31 protein-coding genes and 1 pseudogene are annotated in these 25934 nt (G+C 70.2%); 17 read left to right on the plus strand and 15 right to left on the minus strand.

The window, feature by feature from the left end; all coding sequences use genetic code 11:
* Positions 1-21 precede the first annotated feature (21 nt).
* From mdlC to ACQPZQ_RS36925, 3 genes are read right to left on the minus strand one after another with little or no spacing between them, the layout of a single operon-like run.
* Positions 22-1644, minus strand: a complete 1623-nt coding sequence (gene mdlC / locus ACQPZQ_RS36915) for a benzoylformate decarboxylase (protein ID WP_433288751.1) — start codon at positions 1642-1644, stop codon at positions 22-24.
* Positions 1641-2918 carry an MFS transporter gene (locus tag ACQPZQ_RS36920; RefSeq protein WP_433288754.1) on the minus strand — a complete coding sequence of 426 codons (1278 nt, stop codon included), beginning with the start codon at positions 2916-2918 and terminating at the stop codon, positions 1641-1643. The genes mdlC and ACQPZQ_RS36920 overlap by 4 nt, the downstream gene beginning before the upstream one ends.
* 55 nt (positions 2919-2973) lie before the next feature.
* Complete coding sequence (locus tag ACQPZQ_RS36925) at positions 2974-3753, minus strand: IclR family transcriptional regulator (protein ID WP_433288756.1); 780 nt, start codon at positions 3751-3753, stop codon at positions 2974-2976.
* Between the two features lie 99 nt (positions 3754-3852).
* Between ACQPZQ_RS36925 and ACQPZQ_RS36930 the strand changes: the two genes are divergently transcribed.
* A complete protein-coding gene (locus ACQPZQ_RS36930; protein WP_433288758.1) occupies positions 3853-4263 on the plus strand; it encodes a DoxX family protein in 411 nt (136 codons plus the stop codon).
* A 193-nt stretch (positions 4264-4456) separates the two neighbouring features.
* On the opposite strand, the pseudogene ACQPZQ_RS36935 reads toward ACQPZQ_RS36930, so the two are convergent.
* From ACQPZQ_RS36935 to ACQPZQ_RS36945, 3 genes and pseudogenes are all read right to left on the minus strand, one after another.
* Positions 4457-5098, minus strand: a pseudogene (locus ACQPZQ_RS36935) (oxidoreductase); the annotation flags it as partial.
* An 8-nt stretch (positions 5099-5106) separates the two neighbouring features.
* Positions 5107-5436, minus strand: a complete 330-nt coding sequence (locus tag ACQPZQ_RS36940; RefSeq protein ID WP_433288760.1) for a nuclear transport factor 2 family protein — start codon at positions 5434-5436, stop codon at positions 5107-5109.
* A gap of 55 nt (positions 5437-5491) precedes the next feature.
* Positions 5492-6340, minus strand: coding sequence for a helix-turn-helix transcriptional regulator (locus tag ACQPZQ_RS36945; protein ID WP_433288762.1), 849 nt, complete (start codon positions 6338-6340; stop codon positions 5492-5494).
* A gap of 210 nt (positions 6341-6550) precedes the next feature.
* Between ACQPZQ_RS36945 and ACQPZQ_RS36950 the strand changes: the two genes are divergently transcribed.
* The 4 genes from ACQPZQ_RS36950 (at position 6551) to ACQPZQ_RS36965 (ending at position 10226) form a co-directional block, all read left to right on the plus strand.
* A complete protein-coding gene (locus ACQPZQ_RS36950; protein ID WP_433288764.1) occupies positions 6551-7654 on the plus strand; it encodes an LLM class flavin-dependent oxidoreductase in 1104 nt (367 codons plus the stop codon).
* Positions 7651-8268: an FMN reductase gene (locus ACQPZQ_RS36955; protein WP_433288766.1), complete on the plus strand. Its 618-nt coding sequence runs from the start codon at positions 7651-7653 to the stop codon at positions 8266-8268. The genes ACQPZQ_RS36950 and ACQPZQ_RS36955 overlap by 4 nt, the downstream gene beginning before the upstream one ends.
* 131 nt (positions 8269-8399) lie before the next feature.
* Positions 8400-9242 carry an alpha/beta hydrolase gene (locus ACQPZQ_RS36960; protein ID WP_433288768.1) on the plus strand — a complete coding sequence of 281 codons (843 nt, stop codon included), beginning with the start codon at positions 8400-8402 and terminating at the stop codon, positions 9240-9242.
* Between the two features lie 6 nt (positions 9243-9248).
* Complete coding sequence (locus ACQPZQ_RS36965) at positions 9249-10226, plus strand: GlxA family transcriptional regulator (protein WP_433288770.1); 978 nt, start codon at positions 9249-9251, stop codon at positions 10224-10226.
* A 7-nt stretch (positions 10227-10233) separates the two neighbouring features.
* Here ACQPZQ_RS36965 and ACQPZQ_RS36970 read toward each other — a convergent pair whose 3' ends face one another.
* The 3 genes from ACQPZQ_RS36970 to ACQPZQ_RS36980 all read right to left on the minus strand — a co-directional run bounded on the left by ACQPZQ_RS36970 (position 10234) and on the right by ACQPZQ_RS36980 (position 12306).
* On the minus strand, positions 10234-11025 hold the full coding sequence (locus ACQPZQ_RS36970; protein ID WP_433288772.1) for an MBL fold metallo-hydrolase: 792 nt from the start codon (positions 11023-11025) through the stop codon (positions 10234-10236).
* Positions 11022-11861 (minus strand): alpha/beta hydrolase, encoded by an 840-nt coding sequence (locus ACQPZQ_RS36975; protein ID WP_433288774.1) that lies wholly within the window; start codon positions 11859-11861, stop codon positions 11022-11024. Before ACQPZQ_RS36975 ends, ACQPZQ_RS36970 begins: the two co-directional genes overlap by 4 nt.
* Before the next feature lie 205 nt (positions 11862-12066).
* Positions 12067-12306 carry a helix-turn-helix domain-containing protein gene (locus ACQPZQ_RS36980; RefSeq protein WP_241041483.1) on the minus strand — a complete coding sequence of 80 codons (240 nt, stop codon included), beginning with the start codon at positions 12304-12306 and terminating at the stop codon, positions 12067-12069.
* Positions 12307-12487: 181 nt separating this feature from the next.
* Here ACQPZQ_RS36980 and ACQPZQ_RS36985 point away from each other — a divergent pair, with 181 nt between their 5' ends.
* A complete protein-coding gene (locus tag ACQPZQ_RS36985; protein ID WP_433288776.1) occupies positions 12488-13396 on the plus strand; it encodes a haloalkane dehalogenase in 909 nt (302 codons plus the stop codon).
* Between the two features lie 6 nt (positions 13397-13402).
* Here the strand turns inward: ACQPZQ_RS36985 and ACQPZQ_RS36990 are convergent, their stop codons facing one another.
* Both ACQPZQ_RS36990 and ACQPZQ_RS36995 read right to left on the minus strand, forming a co-directional pair.
* The gene (locus ACQPZQ_RS36990; protein ID WP_433288778.1) at positions 13403-13963 is read right to left on the minus strand and encodes a GrpB family protein; all 561 of its coding nucleotides are present in this window, start codon (positions 13961-13963) and stop codon (positions 13403-13405) included.
* A gap of 70 nt (positions 13964-14033) precedes the next feature.
* Complete coding sequence (locus ACQPZQ_RS36995; protein ID WP_433288780.1) at positions 14034-14543, minus strand: ArsR/SmtB family transcription factor; 510 nt, start codon at positions 14541-14543, stop codon at positions 14034-14036.
* 67 nt (positions 14544-14610) lie between these two features.
* On the opposite strand from ACQPZQ_RS36995, the gene ACQPZQ_RS37000 reads away from it, so the two are divergent.
* The 3 genes from ACQPZQ_RS37000 (at position 14611) to ACQPZQ_RS37010 (ending at position 17303) form a co-directional block, all read left to right on the plus strand.
* Positions 14611-15939 (plus strand): MFS transporter, encoded by a 1329-nt coding sequence (locus ACQPZQ_RS37000; protein WP_433288782.1) that lies wholly within the window; start codon positions 14611-14613, stop codon positions 15937-15939.
* 82 nt (positions 15940-16021) lie between these two features.
* The gene (locus ACQPZQ_RS37005; protein ID WP_433288784.1) at positions 16022-16372 is read left to right on the plus strand and encodes a TetR/AcrR family transcriptional regulator C-terminal domain-containing protein; all 351 of its coding nucleotides are present in this window, start codon (positions 16022-16024) and stop codon (positions 16370-16372) included.
* A gap of 334 nt (positions 16373-16706) precedes the next feature.
* Positions 16707-17303 carry a TetR/AcrR family transcriptional regulator gene (locus ACQPZQ_RS37010; protein WP_433288786.1) on the plus strand — a complete coding sequence of 199 codons (597 nt, stop codon included), beginning with the start codon at positions 16707-16709 and terminating at the stop codon, positions 17301-17303.
* Between the two features lie 97 nt (positions 17304-17400).
* Here the strand turns inward: ACQPZQ_RS37010 and ACQPZQ_RS37015 are convergent, their stop codons facing one another.
* The gene (locus ACQPZQ_RS37015; RefSeq protein ID WP_433288788.1) at positions 17401-18618 is read right to left on the minus strand and encodes a M23 family metallopeptidase; all 1218 of its coding nucleotides are present in this window, start codon (positions 18616-18618) and stop codon (positions 17401-17403) included.
* Positions 18619-18701: 83 nt separating this feature from the next.
* Between ACQPZQ_RS37015 and ACQPZQ_RS37020 the strand changes: the two genes are divergently transcribed.
* The 3 genes from ACQPZQ_RS37020 (at position 18702) to ACQPZQ_RS37030 (ending at position 19989) form a co-directional block, all read left to right on the plus strand.
* Complete coding sequence (locus ACQPZQ_RS37020; RefSeq protein WP_433288790.1) at positions 18702-19169, plus strand: aminoglycoside 6-adenylyltransferase; 468 nt, start codon at positions 18702-18704, stop codon at positions 19167-19169.
* Positions 19170-19192: 23 nt separating this feature from the next.
* The gene (locus ACQPZQ_RS37025) at positions 19193-19594 is read left to right on the plus strand and encodes a VOC family protein (protein WP_433299537.1); all 402 of its coding nucleotides are present in this window, start codon (positions 19193-19195) and stop codon (positions 19592-19594) included.
* Between the two features lie 104 nt (positions 19595-19698).
* Positions 19699-19989, plus strand: a complete 291-nt coding sequence (locus tag ACQPZQ_RS37030; RefSeq protein WP_433288792.1) for a DUF1330 domain-containing protein — start codon at positions 19699-19701, stop codon at positions 19987-19989.
* A gap of 30 nt (positions 19990-20019) precedes the next feature.
* Here the strand turns inward: ACQPZQ_RS37030 and ACQPZQ_RS37035 are convergent, their stop codons facing one another.
* Positions 20020-20760, minus strand: a complete 741-nt coding sequence (locus ACQPZQ_RS37035) for a class I SAM-dependent methyltransferase (protein ID WP_433288794.1) — start codon at positions 20758-20760, stop codon at positions 20020-20022.
* Between the two features lie 175 nt (positions 20761-20935).
* Between ACQPZQ_RS37035 and ACQPZQ_RS37040 the strand changes: the two genes are divergently transcribed.
* Positions 20936-21289: an ArsR/SmtB family transcription factor gene (locus tag ACQPZQ_RS37040; RefSeq protein ID WP_433288796.1), complete on the plus strand. Its 354-nt coding sequence runs from the start codon at positions 20936-20938 to the stop codon at positions 21287-21289.
* Positions 21290-21292: 3 nt separating this feature from the next.
* Positions 21293-21778 carry an SRPBCC family protein gene (locus tag ACQPZQ_RS37045; protein ID WP_433288798.1) on the plus strand — a complete coding sequence of 162 codons (486 nt, stop codon included), beginning with the start codon at positions 21293-21295 and terminating at the stop codon, positions 21776-21778.
* A gap of 71 nt (positions 21779-21849) precedes the next feature.
* Here ACQPZQ_RS37045 and ACQPZQ_RS37050 read toward each other — a convergent pair whose 3' ends face one another.
* Positions 21850-22224 (minus strand): DUF6223 family protein, encoded by a 375-nt coding sequence (locus ACQPZQ_RS37050; protein WP_433288800.1) that lies wholly within the window; start codon positions 22222-22224, stop codon positions 21850-21852.
* Between the two features lie 326 nt (positions 22225-22550).
* On the opposite strand from ACQPZQ_RS37050, the gene ACQPZQ_RS37055 reads away from it, so the two are divergent.
* Positions 22551-23729 carry a sensor histidine kinase gene (locus ACQPZQ_RS37055; protein WP_433288802.1) on the plus strand — a complete coding sequence of 393 codons (1179 nt, stop codon included), beginning with the start codon at positions 22551-22553 and terminating at the stop codon, positions 23727-23729.
* A gap of 25 nt (positions 23730-23754) precedes the next feature.
* A complete protein-coding gene (locus tag ACQPZQ_RS37060) occupies positions 23755-24429 on the plus strand; it encodes a response regulator (RefSeq protein ID WP_433288804.1) in 675 nt (224 codons plus the stop codon).
* A 24-nt stretch (positions 24430-24453) separates the two neighbouring features.
* On the opposite strand, the gene ACQPZQ_RS37065 is transcribed toward ACQPZQ_RS37060, so the two are convergent.
* Positions 24454-25065, minus strand: a complete 612-nt coding sequence (locus ACQPZQ_RS37065) for an antibiotic biosynthesis monooxygenase family protein (protein ID WP_433288807.1) — start codon at positions 25063-25065, stop codon at positions 24454-24456.
* Positions 25066-25335: 270 nt separating this feature from the next.
* Between ACQPZQ_RS37065 and ACQPZQ_RS37070 the strand changes: the two genes are divergently transcribed.
* On the plus strand, positions 25336-25905 hold the full coding sequence (locus tag ACQPZQ_RS37070) for a TIGR03086 family metal-binding protein (RefSeq protein WP_433288809.1): 570 nt from the start codon (positions 25336-25338) through the stop codon (positions 25903-25905).
* Positions 25906-25934 lie beyond the last annotated feature (29 nt).

A 25934-nucleotide genomic window follows, 5' to 3' on the forward strand; every position in this document is an offset into this window, starting at 1 on the left:
GCACTGGTGAGCGCCTGCTCGCTAGGGCTGGAAGGTCCGTTCCGGCTCCACCGCCACCTCGAGCACCAGCGGTTCCCTGCGGTCGCCGAGGGTCGGCACCACCGCGTCCAGCTTCTCGACGAGCGCGGGATAGCTGTCCACCCGCTCGGCCGGACACCCCAGTGCCAGCGCCAGCCCGTGCACGCTGACCTCGGTGAACGCCGGCCACGGTGGCTTGCCGCCGCCGTTCCCGTGCTGCTCGGCCAGCCGGTCCATGATCGCGTACCGGCCGTTGGCGAGCACGACGAACAGCACGCCGCAGCCGTAGTGCGCGGCGCTCCACAGTGACTGGATGCCGTACAGCGACGAACCGTCCCCCACCACGGCGATCACCGGCTGGTCCGGCCGGGCCATCCGCACGCCGATCGCCGCGGGCATCGCGAACCCGAGCCCGCCCATGGCCGCGCTGAGGAAGCCCAGTGGGCGTCGCGCAGGCACCAACCGGTGCAGGTCGGGACGCGTCGACGGCGTCTCCTCGACGAGGATGGTCTCGGCCGGGATCCGCTGCGCCAGTGCCGCCATCACGTGGGCGGCGCGCAGCGGCTCGCCCGCCCCCGGAGGAGGCGGCGGCGCGACGCGGTCGGCTACCCGGAGGGGCGCCTCCGTCCGTTCGGGCAGGCGCGCGGCGAGCCGGCGGCAGACCGGCGCCGGGCTCGCCACCACCGCGAGGTCGACGGGGCTGTGGTGGGCGTCCTCGGCGTCGTCGGTGATCAGCGCGACCACCGTGCCGTCCTCGACCAGCGGGCCCGCCTCGAACGGGTACTGCCGGAACACCGGCGCTCCCACGACGAGCACGACGTCGTGGCCCGCCAGCACCTGCCGGAGCCGGGCCCGGCCGGCAGGAAGGTGCCCGGAGAACTGTGGGTGATCCTGCGGGAACCCGGCGCGGGCAGCGAACGGCTCCTGCCACACCGGGCAGCGCAACCGCTCCGCGAGCTCGACGAGAGCCGACCAGGTCTCGGCGTCGTCGGCGTCGGCTCCCACGACGAGAGCCGGTGACTCGGCCCGGCCGACCAGGTCCGTGAGCGCGTCGACGGCCGCGGGGTCGACGGCCGATGCGCGGTGCAGCACCGCGGGCGCGCCGGGCGGGGTGTCGTCGGCGGGAGCGCTCCAGTCGTCGCTCGGCACGATCACGAGCGCCGGGCCGCGGCCGCCGCGCGCCTCGTGCCAGGCCCTCGCCACCGCACCCGGCACGTCCTGGGGGCGTGCGGGCGTGGTGACCCACACCGGGTACCGCCCGGCCAGCCCCTCCAGCTCACCGGCGAGGAACGGCTGCAGCGCGAGATGGCGGCGATCCTGCTGGCCCACGATCACCACCAGCGGCACGCGGTTCACCCGCGCGGTCGCGAGCGCCCCGACGGCGTTGCCCAGGCCTGCCGTGGTGTGCAGGTTGACCAGAGCGGGCCGGTCCATGGCAGTCGCCCACCCCGTCGCGATCCCGACGACCGAGCCCTCGTGGAGTGCCAGGACGAAGTCGATGTCGTCGGGGAGGTCGGTCAGGAACGCGATCTCGGTGGACCCGGGGTTGGCGAAGATGGTGGTCAGACCGTGACGACGCAGGACGTCGAAGGTCGCATCGCGGACGGTGCGGCCTGGCTCGCTCATCCCGCGTCAGTCCTCTCGACGGCGGCCCTCTCGACGGCGTCGGGGTCACCGGTGCGGGCCACGATCGCCACGGACACGGCGCCGACGGCCGCCACCGCGGCGAAGATGTAGAAGCCCCACGGGTACGCGATGCCGGCAGTGAGCAGCGCGCCACCGATCAGCGGGCCGGTGATCGCGCCCAACCGGCCGATGCCGCTGGCGGCGCCGATTGCCGTGCCCCGGGCGGCGGCCGGGTAGAACTGGCTCACGTAGGCGTAGACGAGCACCTGTGCGCTGAACACGAACACACCGGCCAGCAGCACGCTCACGTAGACGCCGATGCCCGGGATCCGGATGCTCAGCAGCGCCAGGAAGAGCGTGGCCAGGGTGAACCAGGCGATGGTCGAGGTGCGCGTGCCGATGCGGTTGGCCACCTGGCCTGCCACCAGCAGCCCGACGATCGCGCCGACGTTCAGCACGAGCAGCAGGGCGAGCGCAGCTCCCAGGTCGTACCCGGCGGAGCGCATGATCTCCGGCAGCCACGTGTTCAGGCCGTAGACGAGCAGCAACCCCATGAACGAGGTCACCCAGAACGCGATGGTGGCGCGCAGGTACCCATCGCGGAAGAGGGTCGTCACGGGGTTGCGCTCGTGGTTCGAGCGGCCCCCCGACGCGCGGTCCCGCAGGAAGGACTCCGACTCCGGCAGGTAGCGCAGGATCAGCGGCACCAGCACCAGCGCGGGCAGGGCGCCGATCACGAACATCGCCCGCCAGCCGAGTGCCGGGATCACGGCGATGCCGAGAAGGGACGTGACCACGGCGCCGACGTGGTAGCCCGTCATGAGCGTCGTGGTGGCACTCCCGGAGCGCCCCTGGTGGGCGTACTCGTTGACCAACGCGATCGCCACGGGCAGCACGCCGCCGAGACCGAGGCCGGCGACGAAGCGCAGCAGCGCGAAGATCCACGGGTTCGGGGCGAACGCACAGAGCAGGGTGAGCACCGAGAACGCGATGACGGTGAGCAGCATCGTCCGCCGGCGGCCGACGATATCGGTGACGGGACCGATGGCGAGCGCTCCGACCATCACGCCCAGCAGGCCGACCACGGAGATCAGCGAGGCCGTGGCGGGGGTGAGTCCCCAGTCGGGATAGCGCAGCAGCGACGGCAGCACCACGCCCAGCACCACCAGGTCGTAGCCCTCGAGAGCCACGGCCGACCAGCACAGCGGCGCCACCCAACCGGCGGCATGGCGATCTCGGACGCTGGTCGGGTTCACCGTTGAATCCGCGGACATCTCCTGAGCCTTTCTGCCGATGTGCGCGGGAGTATCGGCGCCCGGCGCGGATCCGTCAGCGCTTCCTCTCACCCAGTGGAGAACGGGGACGGAGCGTCCTGGTCACAGCGGCGGCCCCGATCCGCACGGCCGGCACCAGCCGCTGGAGGTTCTCGGTGCTGCTGGGCACGACCACGGCGATGCTCGCGACGACGTCTCTGGACGGTCCCGTGATCGGCGCGGCCACGGACGACGCACCGTCGGTCATCTCGTTGCGGGACAGGCAGTACCCGGTGCTGCGGACCTCGGCGAGAGCCTGCCGGAGCCGCCGCGGGTCGGTGATGGTGCCGGCGGCGAGCCGGGGCAGCCCGCGGGCCACGACTTCGTCGACGAACTCTGCCGGGGCGTGCGCGAGCATGATCTTGCCGGGGCCGCTCGCGTGCAGCGGCAGCCGTCCGCCGACGCGCGAGCGCACATGCACGTGGGAGTGCCCGGCGAGCCGCTCGACGAAGAGGGCCTCGTGGCCGTCGAGCACGACCAGGTGCACGACGTGGCCCGTCACCGCGGCGAGGTCCTGCATGACCGGCAGGGCGGAGTCGCGCAAGGTCCGCGGCACGGGCGCGAGGGCGCCGAGCTCCCACAGGCGGATGCCGATCCGGTAGCGCCCGCGCGCCGGCCGCTCCAGCGCACCCCATTCCACCAGCTCGGCGACGAGCCGATGGGCGGTGGCCGAGGCCAGGCCGGTGGCCGCGGCGATCTCCCCGAGCGTCAGCTCCGGATTCTCGTCGGAGAACGACTCGAGCACAGCGATCGCCCGGCCGAGCACCGATCTCCCCGCGTGAGCGGAGTCACCCATCGGCCGCCTCCCGTCCTCCGGAGCACCGATGACTTCTCCGATACCGGCGGGTCCTACCCCCGACAGCCGGCCCGTGCTCCTCACCGGAAGGAACATTCCATGACCACCTCCACCCCCGCAGCTTCCCTCGGCCGCACCACCCACCGCGTCCTCTGGGGCCTCCAGATCGTGATCGGCCTGTTCTTCGTGATCGCCTCGGCGATTCCGAAGTTCTACGGCGACCCCTTTGCGGTGTGGCTGTTCGAACAGATCGGCGCAGGCCAATGGTTCCGCTTCCTCGTCGGCGTCCTGGAGCTGGCCGGCGGGATCGGGCTCCTCATCCCGCGGCTGGCCGCACCGGCCGCGATCGGGCTCATGGGCCTCATGATCGGGGCGGCGTTCACCCAGGCCGTCGTGCTCGGCGCGCCCGCCGGGATGGTGACGCCCGCGATCCTCTTCGTCCTGCTCGCCCCGATCGCATGGGGTCGCCGGGAGCAGCTCTCCGCATTGCTCTCCAGCCGCACTCGTTGACCCCGTCGCCCGGTCCGGGCTCGGTGTCGTGGAAACGACGTTTCCGCGACACCGACGTCAGATCGTCCGCGTGCTCCCGCCGTCGATGACGTGCTCCGCGCCGGTGATCGCCGAGGCCCGGTCCGAGACGAGGAAGCACCAGCTCGGCCACCTCCTCAGGCCGGGCCGGGCGACCGAGCGGTATCCCGCCGATCGACTCCATGATCCGCATGCGGGAGCTGGCCTCGTCCACGCCGTCCGCGGCCGCGAGCGCGCTGACCATCCCCCGCGCCCCCGCCGTCTCGACGAACCCGGGTGCCACCGTGTTGACCCGCACCCCCGCCGGGGCCACCTGCGTGGCGAGGTTCTTGCTGTAGCTGGTCAAGGCGGCCTTGGCCGCCGCGTAGGGCACGGTCGTGGGCAGCGGCACCCTGCGCTGTATCGAGGTGACGTGCACGATCGCTCCCTTGCCCTGGTCGATCATCGACGGGAGCAGCGCGCGGTCCAGGCGCACGGACGCGAAGAGGTTCACGGCGAAGGCCTGCTCCCAGTCGTCGTCGGACAGGGCGAGCACGCCGCCGGGCTCCTGGCGCGACCCGCCGACCACGTGGACCACGATGTCCACGCCGCCCAGCCGGTGCAGGGCCGCATCGGCGACCAGTGCGATTCCCTCCGCGGTGCCGACGTCTGCGGCCACGAAAAGCTCGGCGTCGGCCGGATCGTCAGGCGTGGATCGGGCGGTGGTGAGCACACGCGCGCCTGCCTCGGTGAGCCGCGCGGTGATCGCCGCGCCGATGCCGCCGCGCGTGCCGCCGGTGACCACGGCCCGGCGCCCGTCGAACTCGCGCTTGCGCATCGGGCCGGTCACGGGCAGATCGTGAGGGCCGTGATCCGGTCATCGGAGACCGTGAAGTGATGGTGCAGGTCGACGGGGCTGCCCGGGAAGTTCCCGGCGACCCGGACGAGGACCACCGCCGCGGCACCGATCCGGTGTGTCTCGACCACAGTGCGCTCGAGCTGGTACCTCGCGGATATCTCGGCGGCCCAGTCGCGGATCGCCGAGGCACCGACGTGGTTCGTGCCCTCGTCGTGCACGACCGCGTCGTCGGCGAAATTCCTCAGCACCGCCTCGACGGGGTCGCCGACCTTCGCCGTCAGGTAGTCCGCGACGGGCGCGGGGATGTCCGTAGGCATGCGTGTCTCCTCGAATGTGGTGCGGATTGCGTGACGGACGCCGAGGCGCCCGTGGTCAGTCGCGGGTCGGCGTGAGGTCCTGGTCGCCGATCACGCGCAGCAGGCTCAGCTTCTCGGCCGTGGCACTCCCCGGCGGCGGCGTGAAGACGAGGAGTCTCTGGTCCTCGGCCGGGGTGAGCAGAGTCTCGCTGTCCAGCTCGATCAGCCCGATGCTCGGATGCAGCACGCACATCCGGCTGCGCCTGCGGACGGCGACCTCGTGCCGGTCCCACAGCTGCGTGAACTCGTCGCCGGCCGCGCGCAGCCGCCGGACGAGCCCGGTCGCGGTGGCGTCGGTGCCCCGACGGGCGACGGCGGCGCGCAGGTCGGCGACATGGATGCGGCTGAGGTACTCGTGCTCCTCGGGTGGGTAGGCCGCCCGCACCGCCGGGTCGGTGAACCATCGCACCACCAAGTTGCGGGACTCCTCCCGCTCCGAGCAGACGGACCCGAAGAGGAACCGGGCCATCTCGTTCTGGGCGAGCAGGTCACCGAGGTCGCCGAGGATCTGCGCAGGCGTGCCGACCAGCGCGTCGAGCAGATGCATCAGGCCGGGCCGGACGTGGTCGCCCGCTGCCCGCCCGGCCGGTACCGGATGGCCCGCCAGGACGAACAGGTGGTCGCGCTCGTCGTCGGTGAGCCGGAGTGCGCGGGCCAGCGCCGCGAGCACCTGCGGTGACGGCTGCGAGCTGCGCTGCTGCTCGAGCCGCGTGCAGTAGTCGGCGGACACCCCCGCCAGCTGCGCGACCTCCTCTCGGCGCAGGCCCGGCGTACGCCGCCGTGGGCCTGCCGAGAGCCCGACGTCCGCCGGGCGCAGCTGCTCCCGGCGGCGGCGCAGGAAGTCGGCGAGCTCCGGGCGGTCCATGTCCCGAGCATCGCCTGTTCACCGCTCCTGTGCCACGGAGAGCCGCTCCTAGCCTCCGGGCATAACCGGCGCCCTCGGCACGTTCAGCTCATCGTAGTGATTGCAGATGCAACAATCTGGAGGCGGCTCGACCCTCAGGGCATACGCGAGGACCGCTCGGAGTTGATAAGTCTGAGTGACTATTCAAGTTTCAACGACCGGAGGCAGGACATGCAGCTCGGCATCTTCTCGGTCGGGGACGTCACCCCTGACCCGACGAACGGCCGCACGCCGACCGAGGCGGAGCGGATCAAGGCGATGGTCGCGATCGCGCTGAAGGCCGAAGAGGTCGGGCTGGACGTCTTCGCGACCGGCGAACACCACAACCCGCCGTTCGTGCCGTCATCACCGACGACGCTGCTCGGCTTCATCGCCGCGCGCACGAAGCGGCTCGAACTCTCGACGGCGACCACGCTGATCACCACGAGCGACCCGGTGAAGATCGCGGAGGACTTCGCGATGCTCCAGCACCTCGCGGACGGTCGGGTGGACCTCATGCTCGGCCGCGGCAACACCGGCCCCGTCTACCCGTGGTTCGGCCAGGACATCCGCAACGGCATCCCGCTGGCCGTCGAGAACTACGCGCTGCTGCGCAGGCTGTGGCGTGAGGACGTGGTCGACTGGGAGGGCCGGTTCCGCTCGCCCCTGCAGAGCTTCACCTCGACGCCGCGGCCGCTCGACGACGTGCCCCCGTTCGTCTGGCACGCCTCGATCCGCAGCCCCGAGATCGCCGAGCAGGCGGCGTACTACGGCGACGGCTTCTTCCACAACAACATCTTCTGGAACAAGGAGCACGTCCAGCGGATGGTGGAGCTCTACCGCACGCGCTTCGAGCACTACGGCCACGGCTCCGCCGACCAGGCCATCGTGGGACTGGGCGGGCAGGTGTTCATGCGGAAGAACTCCCAGGACGCCATGGCCGAGTTCCGCCCGTACTTCGACAACGCGCCGGTGTACGGCCACGGCCCGTCGCTCGAGGACTTCACGGACCTGACGGCGCTCACGGTGGGCAGCCCGCAGCAGGTGATCGAGAAGACCCTGTCCTTCCGCGAGATGGCCGGCGACTACCAGCGCCAGCTGTTCCTGATGGACCACGCCGGGCTGCCGCTCAAGACGGTGCTCGAACAGCTGGACATCCTGGGCGAGGAGGTCGTGCCGGTGCTGCGCCGCGAGTTCGCCGCGCTGAAGCCTGCCGGCGTCCCGGACGCCCCGACGCACGCGAGCCTGCTGGCGCAGGCCGCGGCCGAAACGAAGAACGAGGAGGTCGTTGCATGACACGTCGCACGATCGCTGTGGTGAGCGCCGGGATCAGCGTCCCGTCGTCGACCAGGCTGCTCGCCGACCGGCTCGCCGCCGCCACCGTGTCGGCCCTGCGCGAGCGCGGGGTCGACACGGAGGTCGACGTGATCGAACTGCGCGACCACGGCCACGAGCTCGTCGACAACCTGCTGACCGGGTTCCCGAGGCCAGAGCTTCAGGCCGCCCTGAAAGCCGTGGCCGACGCTGACGGCCTGATCGCGGTCACGCCGACGTTCTCGGCGTCCTACAACGGGCTGTTCAAGATGTTCTTCGACGTGCTCGAGTCCGAGTCGCTCATCGGGAAGCCGACGCTCATCGCCGCCACCGGCGGCACCGGACGCCACTCCCTCGCGCTGGAGCACGCCGTACGCCCCCTGTTCGCCTTCCTGCGCGCGATGGTCGTGCCGACGTCGGTGTTCTCGGCTCCCGAGGACTGGGGCGCCGGCGACCGGACCGCCCAGTCGCTGGACCAGCGGATCGCGCGGGCCGCCGGGGAGCTGGCCGAGATCGTCGCCGCCCGCCCGGCACAGAAGGCGGTGGACCCGTTCGTCGAGCCGACCCCGTTCGAGCAGCTCCTGAACGGATCCTGACCCGGCAGTCCGGTTCGGAATGGACGATCGCTGAATTTCACACGTGGCTCCTGGTCAACCCGGGAGCCACAGCCCTACGATCCGCCGCCTGAGGATCTCGGAAACACACCGGGGCCGGACAGGAGACGACGATGACCGGGCTCACCGAGCGCGAGCGGCACGAGATCGCCCGCGCCAACGAGCTGGGGTTGCCACCGGTGGTGTTCGTTCACGGGCTCTGGCTGCTGTCGAGCAGCTGGGACCGGTGGCGCTCACTGTTCGAGGAGAACGGGTACGCGGCCATCGCACCCGGCTGGCCGGACGACCCGGACAGCGTCGAGGAGGCCCGCAAGGATCCGGAGGTCTTCGCCCACAAGATGGTCAGGTACGTCGCCGACCACTACCTCGATGCGATCAGCACGCTCGGCCGCCCGCCCGCGGTCGTCGGGCACTCGTTCGGCGGGCTCATCGCGCAGCTGATCGCCGGGGAGGGCGCGTCCGCCGTCACCGTCGCGATCGATCCGGCCCCGTTCCGCGGAGTGCTGCCGCTGCCGGTGTCGTCGCTCAAGTCGGCCTCGCCCGTACTGGGCAACCCGCTGAACATCGGACGCGCCGTCGCGCTGACGTTCGAGCAGTTCCAGTACGGCTGGGCCAACGCCCTGCCCGAGGACGAGGCCCGGTCGCTGTACGAGGAGTTCCACGTGCCCGCGTCCGGGGTGACGCTGTTCCAGGCGGCGACCGCGAACCTCAACCCGTTCACCGAGGTGAAGGTCGACACCCACAACCCCGACCGCGGTCCGCTCCTGATCATCTCCGGCGAGAAGGACAACACCGTGCCGTGGGCGATCTCGAACGCGAGCTTCAAGCAGCAGCAGAAGAACCCCGGCACCACCGAGATCGTGGAGATGCCCGACCGCGGCCACGCCCTCACGATCGACCACGGCTGGCGTGAGGTGGCGGAGAAGGCGCTGGAGTTCGTCAAGCGGCACGGCTGACGGCCGATGCGGACCGTCGCGCTCCTCGCCTACGACGGCGCCCAGGTCCTCGACCTCATGGGCCCGGCCGAGGTGTTCTACGTGGCTGACCAACTGGCGGGCGGCGGCATTTACGGCGTACACATCGTCTCGGCGGACGGGCGCGACACCGTCAGCGCCTCCGGTCTCCGGATGGGCGTCGCTTCGTCGCTCGACGAGCTCGACGGTCCCATCGACACGTTCCTGATCCCCGGCACACCCCACTGGGCGCGCCTGATGGAGGACGAGCCGCTCCTCGCCGTGCTCCGCAGCGGGGCGGCCCGGGCCCGGCGCGTGGCGGCGGTCTGCGCCGGTGCCTTCCTGCTGGGTTCCGTCGGCCTGCTGGAAGGCAGGCGCGCCACGACCCACTGGCTGTTCCTCGACGACCTCGCCGAGCGCTTTCCCGCCACCACCGTGGAACGCAACCCGATCTTCGTGGGCGACGGGCGGGTGTTCACCTGCGCGGGCGTGACCGCCGGGATCGATCTCGCGCTGGCGCTGGTCGAAGCCGACCACGGCCCCGACCTCACCCGGCAGGTGGCCCAGTTCCTCGTGGTCTTCATGCAGCGTCCGGGCGGGCAGACCCAGTTCAGCGTCCGGATGCGGACGCAGCCGCCCGCCCGGTCACCGCTGCGCGAGATCCTCGACGCCATCGTCGCCGACCCGGCGGGCGACCATCGGGTCGCTGTGCTCAGCGAGCGGGCCGGGTTCAGCGAGCGTCACCTCGCCCGTGTGTTCCTCCGCGAGCTCGGCATCACCCCGACCCGCTACGTCGAGCAGGTACGGGTCGAGGCCGCGCGCATGCTGTTGGAGGCGTCGGACGCACCGCTCGACACCATCGCGCGGCGGGCCGGGATGAGCTCCACGGAGGCGTTGCGACGCAGCTTCACCCGTGAGATGGGCACCACGCCGCACGCCTACCGGCAGCGCTTCCGCACGACCGGGGTGGCCGAGGGCACCGTGTGAACCGGGCTCACGAGGCGACGTCCACCCCTGCGCCGAGGGGCAGCCAGCGCAGCCGACGGCGGAGATCCTCCGGCGCACCGGCGAACTCGCGATCGACGGCGTCCCGGCCCTGCGCGAAGTGCGCCCACCCCTCGTAGTGCACGGGGACGGCGGTATGCGGCCGCACCAGGCGCACCGTCTCGACCGCCTGCGCGGCCGTCATGGAGTAGCGCACCGGTCCCGTCACCGGGAACCGCACGCCCCCGAGGTGCAGGAGAGCGATGCCGACCTGGATCCGGTCGGCGACCTGACGCACACCGTCGTAGAGCACCGTGTCGCCCGAGATCCACAGCACCCCGCGCTCCTGACCGTCGAAGCGGAGGGCGAAACCGATCACGTCACCGACGACGATGCGGCTGGCCGGCGGGCCGTGGCGGCACGGTGTGGCGGTCACGTCGATCGTCGGGCGTCCTGCCGCCTCGAGCCGGGTGGTTTCCCACGGCCGCAGACCACGGGCATCCCCGCCCAGCCGCCCGGCCCCGGCCACGGTCGTGAGGACCCTGCCCGCCGACGGGAGCAGCGCACGCCCGGCGTCGTCCAGGTTGTCACCGTGGTGGTCGTGGCTGAGCAGCACGGCGTCGATCGGGCCGAGGTCCGGCGCCGCGATCGCCGGTCCGGTCAGCTTCCGCGACGACGTCCCCCAGCCGAAGGCGTACCGGCGGCCGGGGGCGTCGAAGGTGGGATCGGTGAGCAGCCGCCAGCCGTCGATCTCGATCAGAGCGGTCGGCCCGCCGATGTGGGTGATGCGAACCCCGGTCATGCCGGGGTCGTCGCTCCAGCGACCCTCGCGGTGGCGTGCCGGACGGCCCAGGCCAGGGCGTAGTCGGCGATCTCCTCCCACCCCTGCTGGGCGGGCAGCAGGTGTGACTTGCCGCTGAACTCCACCACCTCGGTGATCGTGTCGGACTTGTAGTGCTTGGCGTTCGACCACTGCACCTTGGGCGGCATGAGGTGGTCCTCGGTGCCGGCGATGAACAGCAGGGGCGCACGCCGGTCGTTGTGGTAGTCGACCCAGGTGCCCTGGTGGCCCGGCTGGAGGTTGGCGAGCGCGGACTCGAAGAGGATCGAACCGGAAGCAGGGATGTGATAGCGCTCGTAGAGCGCCTTCGACTCCTCCTCCGTGAAGGTGTTCGTGAACGCGTAGTGCCACTGCTCGTGGGTGTAGCCCACAGCCTTGTGCCGGTTGGCGGGGTTCCCCAGCACAGGGAACGTCGCCTTGATCTGGCTCAGTGGCACCACGGGCACGCCCTCGGTGGGCGCCGAGTTCAGCGCCACCCCGGCGGCGCCGAAGCCGTGGTCGAGCAGGATCTGCGTGAACGCGCCGCCTGCCGAGTGGCCCATCAGGATGGGTGGCGAGTCGAGGTCACGCACCACCGACTCGAGGTGCTCGACGATCCCCGGGATCGTCGCGGCCTCGATCGGGGACGGGTCGGCGTTGAGCGCCTCGACCTCCACCTCGTAGCCCGGGTAGGCGGGTGTGATCACGCGGAATCCGCGCTGCTCGTAACGGGTGATCCAGTGCTCCCAGCTCCGGGGGGTCACCCAGAACCCGTGGATCAGCACGATGGTGTCCGGGGCCGTCGACTCGCTGCTCAAGATCGTCCTTTCGCCGAGTTTCCGACACGGAGCATCGGGCCGGCGGCCGGAACGGACAAGGACACGAAACCCCCGTTTACGGACATTTCACGCCAACTCGGAGCTCAGCGAGCTTCCACAGAGGACACGCCGCTCACACATCGGTGGCACGCGGCTTGCGTGCCACGGCCTGGAGGGAGCGAGGTGACCGACGGCCCACTGCGGCTCAGGCGTAGCCCAGGACCCTCAGGTAGGCACTGAAGGCCGGCCGTGGCGGGATGATCCTGCCGGCTTCGAACTCGGCGACGTCCCGTTCGCTGACGCCCGCGCGAGCCGCGAGCTCGGCGGCACTGACGTGCTTGATGGTCCGCAGCTCACGCAGGACGCGACCGCAGTCGTCGGCATCCTCGGCAGCGGTGACGTCAGCGGAGGCAACGCGCTCAGGGTATCCGTGGCGCGCTTTCATAAGCTCTCCTTTCGACGGTCCAGGTCGGACGAACGACGGCAGTCGGGGGGTCTGCCGCGCCGCGTGGCACTCTGCCGCATGAGGTTCGCAATTGCCAGTCCTGCCCGGTGGTCAGCACACTGCATGTCGCCGTGCGGCCAACGCGGCAGGACCTCACAGGTGCGCCGCGTACTGTCATTTCATGCGATTCCTGAGAACGCCGGACGAAAGTTTCTCCGACCTGTCCGGTTTCGACTTCGTGCCCGAGTACGCCACCATTGTCGACGCCGCCGGCGGATCGTTGCGAATGGCGTACGTCACGGCCGGCCCGCCCGCCGGTCCCGTGGTTCTCCTGCTCCATGGCGAGCCCACCTGGTCGTTCCTCTACCGGTCGATGCTCCCGGTGCTGGTCGACGCCGGGTTCCGCGTGATCGCACCGGACCTCGTGGGCTTCGGCCGCTCCGACAAGCCCGCCGAGCAGTCCGATCACACGTTCGAACGGCACGTCCAGTGGCTGGGCGCACTGCTCTTCGAGGCCCTGGACCTGCGCGAAATCACCTTGCTCGGCCACGACTGGGGCGGGGCATTCGGCCTCGGCCTGGCAGCCGAGGACCCGGGCCGATTCTCCCGCCTCGTCATGTCCAACACCGGCATCCCCTACGGCCACACGGAGATGCCCCAGCAATGGTGGGACTACCGGCGGAGCATCGAGACGTCCCCCGACCTCCGCATCTCCGGACTCATTTCCGAACTGGTGCAGAAACCATTACCGTCGGCCGCTCTCGCCGCATATGACGCCCCGTTCCCCGACGATTCGTACAAAGCCGGACCGCGCGCCATGCCCGCACTGGTGCCCACCACTCCCGACCATCCGACCGCCGCAGCCGCACGCCGGATCTGGACGGTTCTTTCCGAGCTGCACATACCTCTGCTCTGCGCCTTCAGCGACGGTGAGGTGTTCACCAAGCCCATGGCTGCCGGGATGATCAAGAACTTCCCCGGAGCGGCCGGGCACGATCATCCCGACATCCCGGGGGCCGGCCACTTCGTACAGGAAGACGCCGGGCCAGCGCTCGCCAGGGCCGTCATCGAGTTCGTCCGGAAGTACTGACGGCGCCTACTCCTGCCATCCGCCACGCGCGAGGATCTCGCGGATGACGGGCCATTTCGCCTCGGCGTAGTAGTTGACGTCGGGCCACTCCCGTTCGGCAAGCTTTCGCTTCGTCCTCTCGTAGAGATCGCGGTCGGCATCACTCGCACGGAGCCGATCGCGGAAGATCAGGTACTTGCGGATCTCGGCGTCCTCCGGGGGATAGCAGTGCAGGTTCACCTGCTCGCCGGGTCCACCGATGCGCAGGCACCGATGACCGTGCTCGCGGACCCGCAGTTCGTAACCCGCAGCCTCGAGATCGGGGATGAAGGCCTGATCGTCGTCCGGATCGTCGATGCCCACCACGATGTCGACGATCGGCTTGGCCGCGAGACCGGGCACCGAGGTGGAGCCGACGTGCTCGATGAGCCGGGCCCGGTCCCCGAGGATGTGACGGAGCTCCGCCGCGCGGGCGGCGAATCGAACGGGCCACACCGGGTCGTACTCGGCGATCACGACCCGGGTCGGGCGCAGGCCATGCACGAGCTTGGAGCCGAGGACGTCATCGGTGAGTGCTTCGCGGGACATCGGTGCAACCTCTCGATAGGCAGCAGGCCAACGTAGCGCCGCGCCCGGAGCGTGATCAATCGCGATTGCGTCAGTCGCGGTCAGGATCGGGATGGATGGCCACGAACACCGACCACGGCCGCCCGTGCGGGTCAGGGGAACGCGCGGCGAACTCGTTCAGCACCTCGTCCAGGCGCCGCACGAGGTCGGCGTGGCCCGCGGCGTCGAGCCGGAGCCCGAGCCGCGACACGGATAGATCCTCCTCGCCGACATCGGACGTGGTCTCCAGGAACGCCTCGATCATCGGCCGGCTCGACCGGTGGTCCTCCAGCATCCACGACTTGCGCGTGGCGCGGTACGGCACCGGCCGCGACCCGCGAGGACCCTCCTGGACGGGGAGCGCTTCGAGGAAGCCCGTGGCCGTGAGCGTGCGGACGTGGTGCAGGACGCTCGCCGGCGGTCGACCCAGCCGCTCGGCCAGCTGGGCGTTGGTCATCGGTTCGTCCAGACACATCCGAAGGATCCGCAACCGCAATGACGAGGCCAGCGCCTTGGCCTCGGCGTCCGTAGCGGGCCGGCGCCCGAGATCGGAAGGGTCCACAAGACCACGGTAGCGTTGCGAAGGTAACTGATTGGCTTTTCCCAATCGGTATCCGAACATCACTTGGGTGATCCCGGCCGAACCCGCTGCCCCGTCGCGGCTCTCCCGCTGGTACCGCACCAGCCTCGTCGGCCACCCCGCGGGCCGGGATTTCCGGCAACTCTGGATCGGCGACACGATCAGCCAGGTCGGCACGCAGATCGGCACGATCGCGTTGCCACTACTGGCGGTGTCCGTTCTCGGAGCGGACGAGTTCGAGATGGGTCTGCTCGCGACGTTCGAGCACCTCGCCTTCCTGGTCGTCGGTCTGCCCGCAGGCGCATGGGTGGACCGGATGCGCAAGCGCAACGTGTTGATCGCGGGCGACCTCGTGCGCGGTGCCGCACTGCTGTCGCTGCCGCTCGCATGGCTGGCCGGGGTGCTCACGTTCCCGCTCGTGCTCGCGGTCGCGACCGTCATCGGCGTCGCCACGGTGTTCTTCGACGTCGCATACCAGAGCTACCTGCCCTCGCTCGTGCCGTCGTCGCTCATCAGCGAGGGCAACGCGAAGCTGCAGGTCTCGCACTCCGTCGCGCAGGTGGCGGGGCCGGGGCTCGGCGGTGTGCTCGTCCGTGCGCTCGGAGCACCACTGGTGATCCTGGTGGACGCAGTCTCCTTCCTCGCCTCGGCCGTGTTCATCCTGCGCATCCGACACCGGGACGAGCGCGCGTCCGGACACGATCGACGCGCGCTGCACGTGGAGATCGGCGAAGGGCTCGCGTTCGTCTTCCGGCAGCCCTTGCTGCGCCGCATCGTCGCGACCACCGGCGCGTCGAACCTCTTCGGCGGCATCAGCAACGCGCTGCTCGTGCTCTACGCGATCCGCGACCTCGGCGTGGGCGAAGCCGGCCTCGGCCTCGCGCTGAGCGTCGGCGCGATCGGCGGGCTCGCAGGCGCCCTCCTCGCCGGGCCCCTGATCAGGCTCGTCGGGGAGGGTCGCACGATCGCGCTCGCCCTCCTGCCCGGCCTGCCCGCGCTCGCACTCGTCCCGCTCGCCGCCGGTCACTCCCGTCCGGTCGCGATCGCGATGCTCGCGGCGTCGACCGCCGTGGTCGGCGTCGGCATCGTGGTCTACAACGTCGCCCAGGTGTCGTTCCGCCAGCGCCTGTGCCCGAGGCGGTTGCTGGGCCGGATGAACGCCTCCGTCCGCTTCGTCGTCTGGGGCACGATGCCGGTCGGAGCGTTCCTCGGCGGGGTCATCGGCAGCGAGTACGGGGTGCTCACCGCGCTCTGGGTCGGAGTGGCAGGCCAGGCACTCGGCGCTCTTCCGGTGTTGCTCAGCCCGCTCGTGCGCATGCGCGACCTGCCGAGACACCTCGACGAGCACGCCGACGCAGAACCGGCGCCGCAGAGCTGACCAGGCACTCCTTCGTCACACCGCCGCCGTGACCCTGTCCTGTGGGTCGCCCGATCGACGCCTCACAGTCGTCCTCGAAGACGTGGGCCACCACATGCTCGAGTGCTACTGCGACGATCGGTCTCGGGCGCTGCGGCGCCTCCTGTACGCCGAGCTCACCCAGTTCCCCGACCTGATCGACATCGTCCGTGGACGCGCGGCGGATCGCGTCACGGACTGCCTGGCGGACAAGCTGGCGCGCCTGTCCCTGGCCGGCCGGCTGGGTCCGCTCGATCCCACCCAGGCCCCCGAGCATTTCGTCGCACTGCTCACCGGCCCGATGGAGGCGCGCGCGCGGTTGGGCACCCGGCGAGTCCCTGACGACGAACTGTGGGCCGTCACGCGCGCGGCGGTGAACACCTTCCTGCACGCCTTCGGCGCGGCGCCCGCATAGATCGCGCGTGCTGGGCCTTTCTGAGACGGTCTCAGCGTTGTGCCCGTCACCTTCGACCGGGTCGTCCACCAGGTCCGCCCCACCGACAGCGGCCCCGAGACGCGCAGCCGGTTCTTGCCGGCACCTGGACCTGCCGCCTTTGTCCGTGGCCGCCCCTCCCGAAAACCGCGCACCTGCGGCCGAACCCGGCACGGACGCGCTCGGGCGTCGCTCTGCTGCATCACTGCGCCGCCGAGATGAATGATCTCGCATCGTTTCTCCGCGCCCTTGACGAGAAGTTCGACGACATGCCGCGGCCCCGCCACCGCGATAGTTTTGCTCGAGGAGGAAAAACATGAAGCCGCTGCCGACCACAGAACGCGGACGTCGCACCCGCATGGCGATCGTCTCGGCGGCGGCGAAGCTCATGTACGAGCGAGGGCTTGCCGCGCCGTCGATGGACGACGTCCTGGCGGCGAGCGGCGCGGGGAAGTCGCAGCTGTACCACTACTTCGGCGGCCGGCAGGACCTCCGTGTGGCCGTGCTGCACCATCAGTTCGATCTCGTGATGGCTGGGCAACCGGCGCTGCGCGACCAGACATGCGACGACATCCGCCGCTGGCGCGACGAGGTGCTGGCCGCCCACCGATCGAACGGCCTCGGCCCCTGCCCTCTCGGCACCTTCGTCGGCCAGACCGACGGCGACCAGATGCTCCAGGACACGCTCGCCGGCCTGTTCGCACGATGGCAGGACGCGATCTCCCGGCTCGTGGCACGAGCGCAGCGCACCGGCAGGGCCGATCCGGACACCGACCCTTCCATAGCCGCTCTCTCCCTGCTCACGGCGTTGCAAGGCGGCATCATGCTCTCCCACCTGAGACGTGACCCGGCGCCGCTGGAGGAGTCCCTCGACGCCGCCATGAGCCCCCTCCTGCTCCGCACCTCACGGTGACCACGCGCGTACGACGTCGCAGCCTGTAGCGCGTCCTCGCAGCACGCCGGGTCGCTGCGAGGACGCCACACGCGCTGTGAGGTGCCCGCCAGGATGTTCAGCGGCATCCCACCGTGCCCGGGAAGGACACGACGTCGAGACCGAGTGGCAGCTCGTCGTGGCGCGGTCCGGTCACCGCGGTGTCGATCGGCACAGGCTGACTGGCGTCGATGTACTTCTCGGCCTGGTCGAGCGGCGTGAACTTGCCCGACAGCGTGAACTCATCGATGACGTAGGGCAGGCCGTCGCCTGCCAGCGTCGGCGCGTCCGCGATGTGGAAATGCAGGTGTGGCCCGCTGGACGAGCCGGAGTTGCCGAGCTCCCCCAGTTTCTGCCCCCGGCACACCCGGTCACCGGCTCTCACCGCGACGGAGCCGGCTTTGAGATGGTCGAAGCTGGCGTAGTGGCCACCGCCGAGATCGACGATCACGTGGTTGCCCTCGGCCTCGTCGAGTCCGACCGGCTTCGGCTGATTCGGAACCTGGTCGGGAAACCGGTCCACCGCCTGCACGACGGTGCCGGGGGCGACGGCGATCACCGGCGCGCCATAGAACACCCAGCTCGTGTTGACGTCGGGGTCGCCCACGACAAGTCGCCCCTGGGCGTCGGAGCCGTTCCAATCGATCGCGAAGCGCTGAGCCAGCGAGAGCTCACCGTCCACCGGCTGCAACGCGCGCCGGTGCGGCCCGTCGCAGCAGCTGCCTGCAGCGATCCAGCCCGGTCCGACCAACGGCGGCCCGACGACGAGTGGTGGGCGCCGGTCGACCTCCGCCGGCCTGCTCGTGTAGATGATGGAGCCCGGTACCGGCAGACCGGGCGGAACGGTGACCGTGATCCGGTGCTGGATCGATGCCGGAATCGCACCGGGCCCGGGCACCGGAATCGCCATCCAGACCACACCCATCGCCGACGCCGGAATCGTCGTCGTGGGAGGCGTCGTCGGTGCCAGCAACGACATCGCCTCGGTGAGGGTCGATCCGGACAGGCCGGCGATCGGCTTCTCCGCGCCGGTGGCCAGAACGTCCACGCCCGTGACGGTGACGGGCACCGGGAACCCGTTGAGCAACTCGAGTTCGTAGACGAGCAAGGAGGTGCCATCCGCACCGGTGAACCAGCGGGGCGGTGACGGGACCGACGGAACCAGCGGCGTGTACACGTCGTCGGTGATCACTGGCGGCGCCGTCGCGGACGGCGCCGTGTCCACGCAGGCAGCGAGCAGCACGCACAACCCGGCCACGGCGGCGGAGGTGACGCGCCTGCGCATCGACTGCGACATCACTTCTCCTCACTCCAACGGTGCTGATCACGGCTCCACGAGAGGGCCGAGCCCCTGCTGCGCACGCGCTCTACGGTCACGACATGCACGTCACGAACGAACGGAGGGCCGAAGTCCACCGCGTGCTCTCCGGGGTACCCCGCTGGGCGATGCACCGACCCGATGTCAGAGCAGTCGGGATGTGCGGCTCGTGGGCTCGGAACACCCAGCGAATGTCGTCGGACGTCGATCTCGTCGTTCTCACCGAATCCCCCGAGCACTACGTGGACGACGAGGAGTGGTTGCACCACTTCGGGAACCCCCCGCTCGTACGCACGCAGCAGTGGGGTGTCCTCACCGAGCGCCGCGTCCGACTCGGCTCAGGTCTGGAGGTCGAGTTCGGCTTCGCCTACCCGACATGGGCCGCGCTCACCCCGGTGGACGCGGGCACTCGCGCCGTCGTGACCGATGGCCTGCGACCGCTGTACGACCCAGCTCTTCTCCTCGCCGAGGTGGTGGCCGCGTGTACTGCCGCCCCTGGTCCGCCGCACTCAGGAGGCCGTTCCGCGTGATTCCCGGTAGCCGATTGTTCGCCGTGACCCTCGATTGCCCGGATCCCCATGCGCTGGCCCGCTTCTATCGAGAAATTGTGGGCGGCGACCTCCGATCGTCCAACGATGACTTCGTCGTGCTCAGCGGAACCGACGGCGCGGTGCGGCTGGACTTCCAACGGGTGCAGAACTCCGAGCCCGTCCCGTGGCCGGACCCGGCCGCTGCCCGGCGGCTGCACCTGGACTTCGTCGTGGACGACCTTGATGAGGCCGAGGCGCATCTGTGCTCGATGGGCGCTCGCCGCGCAGAGTTGCAGCCCGGCGGCGATCGCTTCCGGGTGTTGATCGACCCCGCAGGGCACCCGTTCTGCCTCGCCACCGCTCAGGCAGCATCGACACCGAGCGGCCAGGTGCCTGAGGTTGATACGGGCAGGCGAGGCGTCTGAGATCGAGGCGCCAACGGCGCGCCCCAGGCCTTCCCTCTCGCTCGACGTCGCGACCAGCGACCACACTGGGGGTGCAGGCAGTCGATCGAGAGTCGAGGAGCGACGTGACCGCTTATGTCGTGGTGGAGATCCAGGTGCACGACCCGGAGCTTTATGAGCAGTACAAACCCATCGCGGCGAACTCGATCGAGCTGTACGGCGGACGGTATCTCGCTCGGGGAGGCGAGACCGAACTGCTGGAGGGCGACGCGTCGCCGGGGCGGATCGTCATCCTCGAGTTCCCCGACGCGGCCGCGGCACGCCGCTGGTACCAGTCGGCCGAGTACGCGGAGGCACTCAAGATCCGGGAGCAGGCCTCGGTCGGCCGCTTGATCGTGGTCGAGGGACTCGCCTGACAACGCCTTCACCAGGTGCACCGGGACGGCCTATTTCTGCGGGACGGCGTTGATCCACAGAAAGAGCGGCATGCGTTCCCATCGCGCCCGGGCCGGGTCGTGCCTGTTGAGATGAGCGGGACGGGGCTCTCGCAGTGATGTGATGGCGAGTCCCGCGGCCTGGAGGGCGGCGACGTAGTCCTCCAGGGGATACGACCACCCGGCGAAGTGCATGGTGCGCCCCGCTCGCGATTCCGTGCCGGCGAAATGGCTACGCCCGAAGTAGCTACCGGGGACCACGAAGGGGGCGTCGGGCTCGGCGTCGGCGAAGGAGCCGCGGTCGACGAACGGGTGGACGATCGAGATCGTCAGGACGCCGTCATCGGCGAGCACGCGGGCGGCTTCAACCACCGCCGCCGGCATGTCCGGCACGTCCATCAGCATGTTGTAGGCGACGACTCGGTCGAACGCGCGGTCCTCGAACGGCAGCGAGGTCGCGTCGGCGACCATGTAGCGCTGCTCGGAGCCTGCCGCTTCCGCTGCGGCCACGAGGCTGGGCGAGATGTCGGTCGCGGTGACGTGATGGCCCAGCGCGGTGAGATCGCGGGCGATCCGGCCCTCACCGCAGCCGATCTCCAACGTGGCGACGCCCGGCCTGGGCAGGAACTCCCGGAAGGCATCGCGGTAGTACCAGTAGGCGTCGTGCTCGGGTGCGCGGGCCCAGTCCGTCCACTCGTTCGCGAAGTGTTCCCAGTGTCGTACTGCGTCGTGCTCGGCAGGCCGATCGATCATGCCGACAGCGTTCCCGCGGGCGACGAACCGCCGCAACGGGGTTCGAGCCATCACGATCATCGACCGCACCCAGGCATCACGAGCCGGCGCCGTCACGCACGGCTGTGGCCGGCAGATCAACCGCCGGGACCAGGGCTCTTGACAACGTACAACCGATTAGTTGTATATTTCCCTCGTGACCGATACCGACGAGGAACGGGCCGACGCCCTGTTCCACGCACTCGCCGACCGGACCAGGCGCGACATCATGCGCAGGGTGCTGGCCGGGGAGCACTCGGTCTCAGCTCTCGCGGCGAAGTACGACATGAGCTTCGCCGCGGTGCAGAAGCACGTCGCCGTCCTCGAGAAGGCCGGCCTGCTCACCAAGCGGCGCAACGGTCGCGAGCAGCTGGCCAGCGGCGACGTGTCGGCGGTGCGGTCGGTGGCGTCCATGCTCACCGAGCTGGAGCAGGTCTGGCGTGGCCGCATCGCACGCATCGACGAGCTGATCGCATCCGACACCACAACCCATCCCGACCAGGAGGACTGACCCATGCCCGTCACCGACGTCAAGCACGATCTGGAAAGCCGCACCCTGACCATCACCGCCGAGTTCGCCGCCCCGGTGGAGCGGGTCTGGCAGATCTACGCAGACCCGCGCCAGCTGGAGAAGGTGTGGGGCCCGCCGTCCCACCCGGCGACCTTCGTCGATCACGACCTCACCCCCGGCGGCCGCGTGACCTACTTCATGACCAGCCCGGAGGGTGAGAAGTTCGCCGGGTACTGGAAGGTCACGGCCGTCGACGAGCCGCGGAGCTTCTCGTTCGAGGACGGGTTCGCCGACCTCGAGTTCAACCCGAACCCCGACCTACCGGTCGCGTCGAACGTCTACACCTTCACCGAACACGACGGCCGCACGCGCGCGACGTACGCGGGTACGTACGCCACCGCGGAAGACCTGCAGAAGGTGCTGGAGATGGGGGTCATCGAGGGTGCCAGCGGGGCGATCAACCAGATCGACGAGTTCCTCGCCTCCTGAGGCGCCAGGCCGCGGCGGCCGGTCTCGATCGGGGACACCCGGTCGGACGGCCGCCGTGGCCTATGGCTGGGTCAGGCGGTGCGGTGGGAGCGAGCCAGAGCCAGCCCATTGACGACCATGCCGATCAGCCCCAGCACCAGGGCCACGATGGCCCCGGCCAGCCCGTTGCCGGTGCCGAGACCACCGGCGGAGTTGGCCATGTGCAGCCCCCCGACGACCGCACCGATCAGCCCTGGCACCAGGCCCACGACGGCACCGGTTCGCCCGTTGCCGAGGCCGATGCGACCGGCGGAGCGGGCCAGCGCCAGTCCACCGACGACCACGCTGATCAGCGCCAGCACGGCGGCCACTGTGGGCACGGTTCGCCCGGAGCCGATGTCGTAACCACCAATGGCGACGGAGACGTGCACGACCGCCGGTGTGGCAAGCAATAGACGGACGGACATCGAGAATCCCTTCGGTCGAATAACGAGGAGCGGCAGCGTAGGTACCGGGAATCGTTATTGCGGTTGCACCTGATCGATCGCACGATCGGCGCGGTGACGCATGAGTGAGACCGATGGTGATTGCGGGGAGCGCGTCTGCGCATCGGGCCACGGTTGTCTTTCCCGGCTGATGCCCGCGGGGTACGGTCAGCCGCCGGTAGTAGACGCTCTCAACCGGTGCGGTACTGCCGAGACACCGCGCCAGGTGGATGCGCACCGTTGGCGGCACCCGAGAACATGGGGCCGGGCGACGGGTGCCCGGATCGAGGGCGGGAATGGTCAACACCATGCGTGAGGCCGTGCGCCGCGGCATGCGGTCGCCGCTGGTGGCCGACGCGAGTCTCGGCGCTTGCGTGGCGGTGGGATTTCTCGCCGCCGCGTTCGCCGGGGTCGACCCGGTCGTGGCGAACACCCGCCCGCTGGACGCCGGAGCGGTGGCGCTGGGCGCGGCGGTCGTAGCGGCGGTCGCGGTGCGCCGCCGCTACCCGATCGCGGCGGTGGTCGTGCTCAATGCGGTCCCCCTCGTCTGGTTCCTCGGCGCCTATCCCGGGCGTCTGATCACCCTGGCCCCGCTGATCGGCTGTTACACCCTCGCAGCTCATCGGGGGTGGCGGTGGGGTCTCGCAGGCGCCGCGTTCACCGCGCTGATCCAGATCGTCGCGATCCGGGTGGTGCTCGGCGACGCCGAGACCGCCGGCGTGGTCCCCTTCGCGGTGCTGTTGGTGGCCACTGCGGGCAGCGCAGGCGCGGCCGCCGGGTACTACCGGGCGGTTCTCGCGGCCACCCGCGCCCAGCTCGCTCGGGAGATCCAGACACGCGAGGAGCGGGCGCGCAGACTTGCAGCCGAGGAACGACTGCGCATCGCACGCGAGCTGCACGACGTCTTCGGGCACGCCATGGCCACGATCAGTGTGCAGGCCGGAGTAGGTCTGCACGTCATCGAACAACGCCCCGGGCAGGCCCGCGAGGCACTCGCCGCGATCAAGAAGATCTGTGACGACGGCCTCACCGACGTCAAGACCATCCTCGGCATCCTGCGCACCGACACCCCGGCTGTGGAGGAGGAACCGCGCGCACCCCGAGGCGGGCTCGGCCGGCTCACCGACCTGCTCCACACCGCCGAGGCCGCGAGCCTTCGGGTGGAGCTGAACGTCGAAGGCGAGCCGCGGCCACTGCCCGCCCCCGTCGATCTGGCCGCCTACCGGATCATCCAGGAAGCGCTGACCAACGTGCTCCGTCACGCCGAGGCCCACACCGTCCGGCTGACGCTGACGCACGAACCGTCGCGGCTCCTCATCCGGATCCGTGACGACGGGCCCACGACCAGCACGGATACGCCGGGCGGGCACGGCATCGACGGCATGCGCGAGCGTGCCCGCGCGCTGTCCGGCCGGCTCACCGCAGCTCCCCACCCCGACGGCGGCTTCGAAGTACACGCCGAGTTGCCCATCCCGAACCCGCGATGATGTCGACGTGCGCCCGAGTCACCCGATGACCGATCCCATTCGCGTGCTCATCGCCGACGACGAGGCCCTCGTGCGGGGTGGCTTCCGGGTACTCATCGACACCGAGCCCGGCATGATCGTGGTCGGCGAAGCCGGCGACGGAGCCACCGCGGTGGAGCTGACCCGGCAGACCCGCCCCGACGTCGTGCTGATGGACATCAGGATGCCCGGCGTCGACGGGCTGAGCGCCACCCATCAGATCGCTGCCGACCCCGATCTCGCCGGCGTCCACGTGCTCATCCTCACCACTTTCGACCACGACGAGTACGTCATCGACGCGCTCAGCGCCGGCGCCGCAGGCTTCCTGATCAAGAACACGGAGCCCGTCCAACTGCTGCGCGGCATCCGTGTGGTCGCCGGTGGCGAAGCCCTCCTCTCCCCCGGGCTGACCCGGAGGCTGATCGCCCAGCTCACCGCCCGAAGCACGACCCCGCGAATCGACGCTCGCGCGATGGCCGAGCTCACCACCCGCGAAAGGCAGATCGTCGGACTGGTCGCCCAGGGACTGAGCAACACCGAGATCGCTACGACGCTCACCATCAGCCACGCCACCGCCAAGACCCACGTCAGCCGCGCCATGACCAAACTCGGCGCCCGCGACCGCGCTCAGTTGGTGGTCCTGGCCTACCGACACCAGCTCGTCGAACCACCCGCCCCATGACCGCGCAGGGTCTCGCGGCTCATCTCAGTCGAGCCGCACAGAGGTGCGGATCACGCTGCAGTTCTCGACGTCGAGGAATTGGACGCCGGCGTGTTCGGTCGCTCGGGCCCGCAACTGTTCCGCGACGGGCCAGAACGCATCAGCGGCCGTCCGGTTCTCCCAGCTCGAGACGACCATTCCGTGGCCGGTGTCGCGGTTGAACAGCAACTGGAAGCTGCACAGACCATCGGCGCCCTTGACCCGGGGCACTGCTCCCTCGCGCATGTTCGTGATCGCCTCGTCGACCCTGGCGGGCTCCACCAGGAACCGGGAAAGCCGTAACAGGGCGCCCCTGGCCGGGATGGAATGCCGGAAGCCGGCCACCACCTCGTAGCGCTCGATGCTCATCTCGGCGCCGGCCATACCGGCGGCACGCTCCCGCGACTCGGCAAGTGCGGACTCCCCAGCTGTCATCGATTCGCGGCTGTCCCAGTAGGACGCGCCGATCAGCAAGCCGCTGGCGGGATCCGCAGCCACCCCGAAACCGACGTTGCCCGGTGTCGCTTCGACGGCGGCCCTGACCTCCCCGTCCACGTACTCGATCGCGGCCTCGATCTTGTCGCGATCGCCTCGCAGCGTGGTGTATCGAGCGAACATGTCGGTGTCCCTTCTCTGTTCGTCCCCCCTCCAACCGAGCGAAACGGAAGTGTTCGACTACGCACGTCTCGTCAGGCTCGACGAGGTGCGCGGCCGGACCAGCGTCCTCGCGACGACGGAGCCCCACAAGGGCCCGGATCGGGGGTCACCCGGCGTCGTAGTCGTCTTCGACCGATGAGTTGTGCTTGGGGCCGTGGTCAAGTCCGTGACAGCTGGCGAACGGGCGCCGCCCGTCGCGCACCCACCGGCCCACTCCAAGGAGACGACGTCATGATCGCGAACCAGACCCCCGCCGACGAGTACCGCGAGATCGCCGACCGCTTCACCGAAATCGTCAAGGGTGTGCCCGACGACGCAACGTGGAACCGCCAGTCCCCCGTCCCCGAATGGACCGCCCGCGACGTCGTGAGGCACCTCGTCGAGTGGTTTCCCGGATTCCTGGCCGACGGCGCGGGCATCACCCTGCCGCAGGGGCCCAGCGTCGACGAGGACCCGGTGGCCGCATGGCGCACCATGAGCGATGGCGTCCAGGCCGTACTCGACGACCCCGCCTCGGCGGACAAGAAGCTGGTCAACCGCCACATCGGCGAGGTCGAGCTGCCTATGGCGATCGCGCGCTTCTTCACCAGCGACGTGTTCATGCACACCTGGGACCTCGCCCGCGCCACCGGTCAGGACGAGACACTCGACCCTGAGCGCTGCGCAATGCTGTTGGAAGGGATGCAGCCCCTCGATGACGTGCTGCGCTCGAGCGGGCAGTACGGGCCCAAGGTCGAGGTCCCCGACGACGCCGACGTGCAGACCAAGATGCTCGCCTTCATCGGTCGCGACCCCCGCTGAGGATCCACGGGTCGGCGGGCGGCGTATTC

Origin of the sequence: Pseudonocardia sp. CA-142604, from assembly GCF_050948475.1 — a bacterium.
Lineage (GTDB): Bacteria > Actinomycetota > Actinomycetes > Mycobacteriales > Pseudonocardiaceae > Pseudonocardia > Pseudonocardia alaniniphila.

What these genes read in the sequence shown, in the direction of transcription:
- mdlC (WP_433288751.1), bottom strand. Translation starts at nt 1,644, where the DNA reads ATGAGCGAGCCAGGCCGCACCGTCCGCGATGCGACCTTCGACGTCCTG.
- ACQPZQ_RS36920 (WP_433288754.1), bottom strand. Translation starts at nt 2,918, where the DNA reads ATGTCCGCGGATTCAACGGTGAACCCGACCAGCGTCCGAGATCGCCAT.
- ACQPZQ_RS36925 (WP_433288756.1), bottom strand. Translation starts at nt 3,753, where the DNA reads ATGGGTGACTCCGCTCACGCGGGGAGATCGGTGCTCGGCCGGGCGATC.
- ACQPZQ_RS36930 (WP_433288758.1), top strand. Translation starts at nt 3,853, where the DNA reads ATGACCACCTCCACCCCCGCAGCTTCCCTCGGCCGCACCACCCACCGC.
- ACQPZQ_RS36940 (WP_433288760.1), bottom strand. Translation starts at nt 5,436, where the DNA reads ATGCCTACGGACATCCCCGCGCCCGTCGCGGACTACCTGACGGCGAAG.
- ACQPZQ_RS36945 (WP_433288762.1), bottom strand. Translation starts at nt 6,340, where the DNA reads ATGGACCGCCCGGAGCTCGCCGACTTCCTGCGCCGCCGCCGGGAGCAG.
- ACQPZQ_RS36950 (WP_433288764.1), top strand. Translation starts at nt 6,551, where the DNA reads ATGCAGCTCGGCATCTTCTCGGTCGGGGACGTCACCCCTGACCCGACG.
- ACQPZQ_RS36955 (WP_433288766.1), top strand. Translation starts at nt 7,651, where the DNA reads ATGACACGTCGCACGATCGCTGTGGTGAGCGCCGGGATCAGCGTCCCG.
- ACQPZQ_RS36960 (WP_433288768.1), top strand. Translation starts at nt 8,400, where the DNA reads ATGACCGGGCTCACCGAGCGCGAGCGGCACGAGATCGCCCGCGCCAAC.
- ACQPZQ_RS36965 (WP_433288770.1), top strand. Translation starts at nt 9,249, where the DNA reads ATGCGGACCGTCGCGCTCCTCGCCTACGACGGCGCCCAGGTCCTCGAC.
- ACQPZQ_RS36970 (WP_433288772.1), bottom strand. Translation starts at nt 11,025, where the DNA reads ATGACCGGGGTTCGCATCACCCACATCGGCGGGCCGACCGCTCTGATC.
- ACQPZQ_RS36980 (WP_241041483.1), bottom strand. Translation starts at nt 12,306, where the DNA reads ATGAAAGCGCGCCACGGATACCCTGAGCGCGTTGCCTCCGCTGACGTC.
- ACQPZQ_RS36985 (WP_433288776.1), top strand. Translation starts at nt 12,488, where the DNA reads ATGCGATTCCTGAGAACGCCGGACGAAAGTTTCTCCGACCTGTCCGGT.
- ACQPZQ_RS36990 (WP_433288778.1), bottom strand. Translation starts at nt 13,963, where the DNA reads ATGTCCCGCGAAGCACTCACCGATGACGTCCTCGGCTCCAAGCTCGTG.
- ACQPZQ_RS37010 (WP_433288786.1), top strand. Translation starts at nt 16,707, where the DNA reads ATGAAGCCGCTGCCGACCACAGAACGCGGACGTCGCACCCGCATGGCG.
- ACQPZQ_RS37015 (WP_433288788.1), bottom strand. Translation starts at nt 18,618, where the DNA reads ATGTCGCAGTCGATGCGCAGGCGCGTCACCTCCGCCGCCGTGGCCGGG.
- ACQPZQ_RS37020 (WP_433288790.1), top strand. Translation starts at nt 18,702, where the DNA reads ATGCACGTCACGAACGAACGGAGGGCCGAAGTCCACCGCGTGCTCTCC.
- ACQPZQ_RS37035 (WP_433288794.1), bottom strand. Translation starts at nt 20,760, where the DNA reads ATGATCGATCGGCCTGCCGAGCACGACGCAGTACGACACTGGGAACAC.
- ACQPZQ_RS37045 (WP_433288798.1), top strand. Translation starts at nt 21,293, where the DNA reads ATGCCCGTCACCGACGTCAAGCACGATCTGGAAAGCCGCACCCTGACC.
- ACQPZQ_RS37050 (WP_433288800.1), bottom strand. Translation starts at nt 22,224, where the DNA reads ATGTCCGTCCGTCTATTGCTTGCCACACCGGCGGTCGTGCACGTCTCC.
- ACQPZQ_RS37055 (WP_433288802.1), top strand. Translation starts at nt 22,551, where the DNA reads ATGCGTGAGGCCGTGCGCCGCGGCATGCGGTCGCCGCTGGTGGCCGAC.
- ACQPZQ_RS37060 (WP_433288804.1), top strand. Translation starts at nt 23,755, where the DNA reads ATGACCGATCCCATTCGCGTGCTCATCGCCGACGACGAGGCCCTCGTG.
- ACQPZQ_RS37065 (WP_433288807.1), bottom strand. Translation starts at nt 25,065, where the DNA reads ATGTTCGCTCGATACACCACGCTGCGAGGCGATCGCGACAAGATCGAG.
- ACQPZQ_RS37070 (WP_433288809.1), top strand. Translation starts at nt 25,336, where the DNA reads ATGATCGCGAACCAGACCCCCGCCGACGAGTACCGCGAGATCGCCGAC.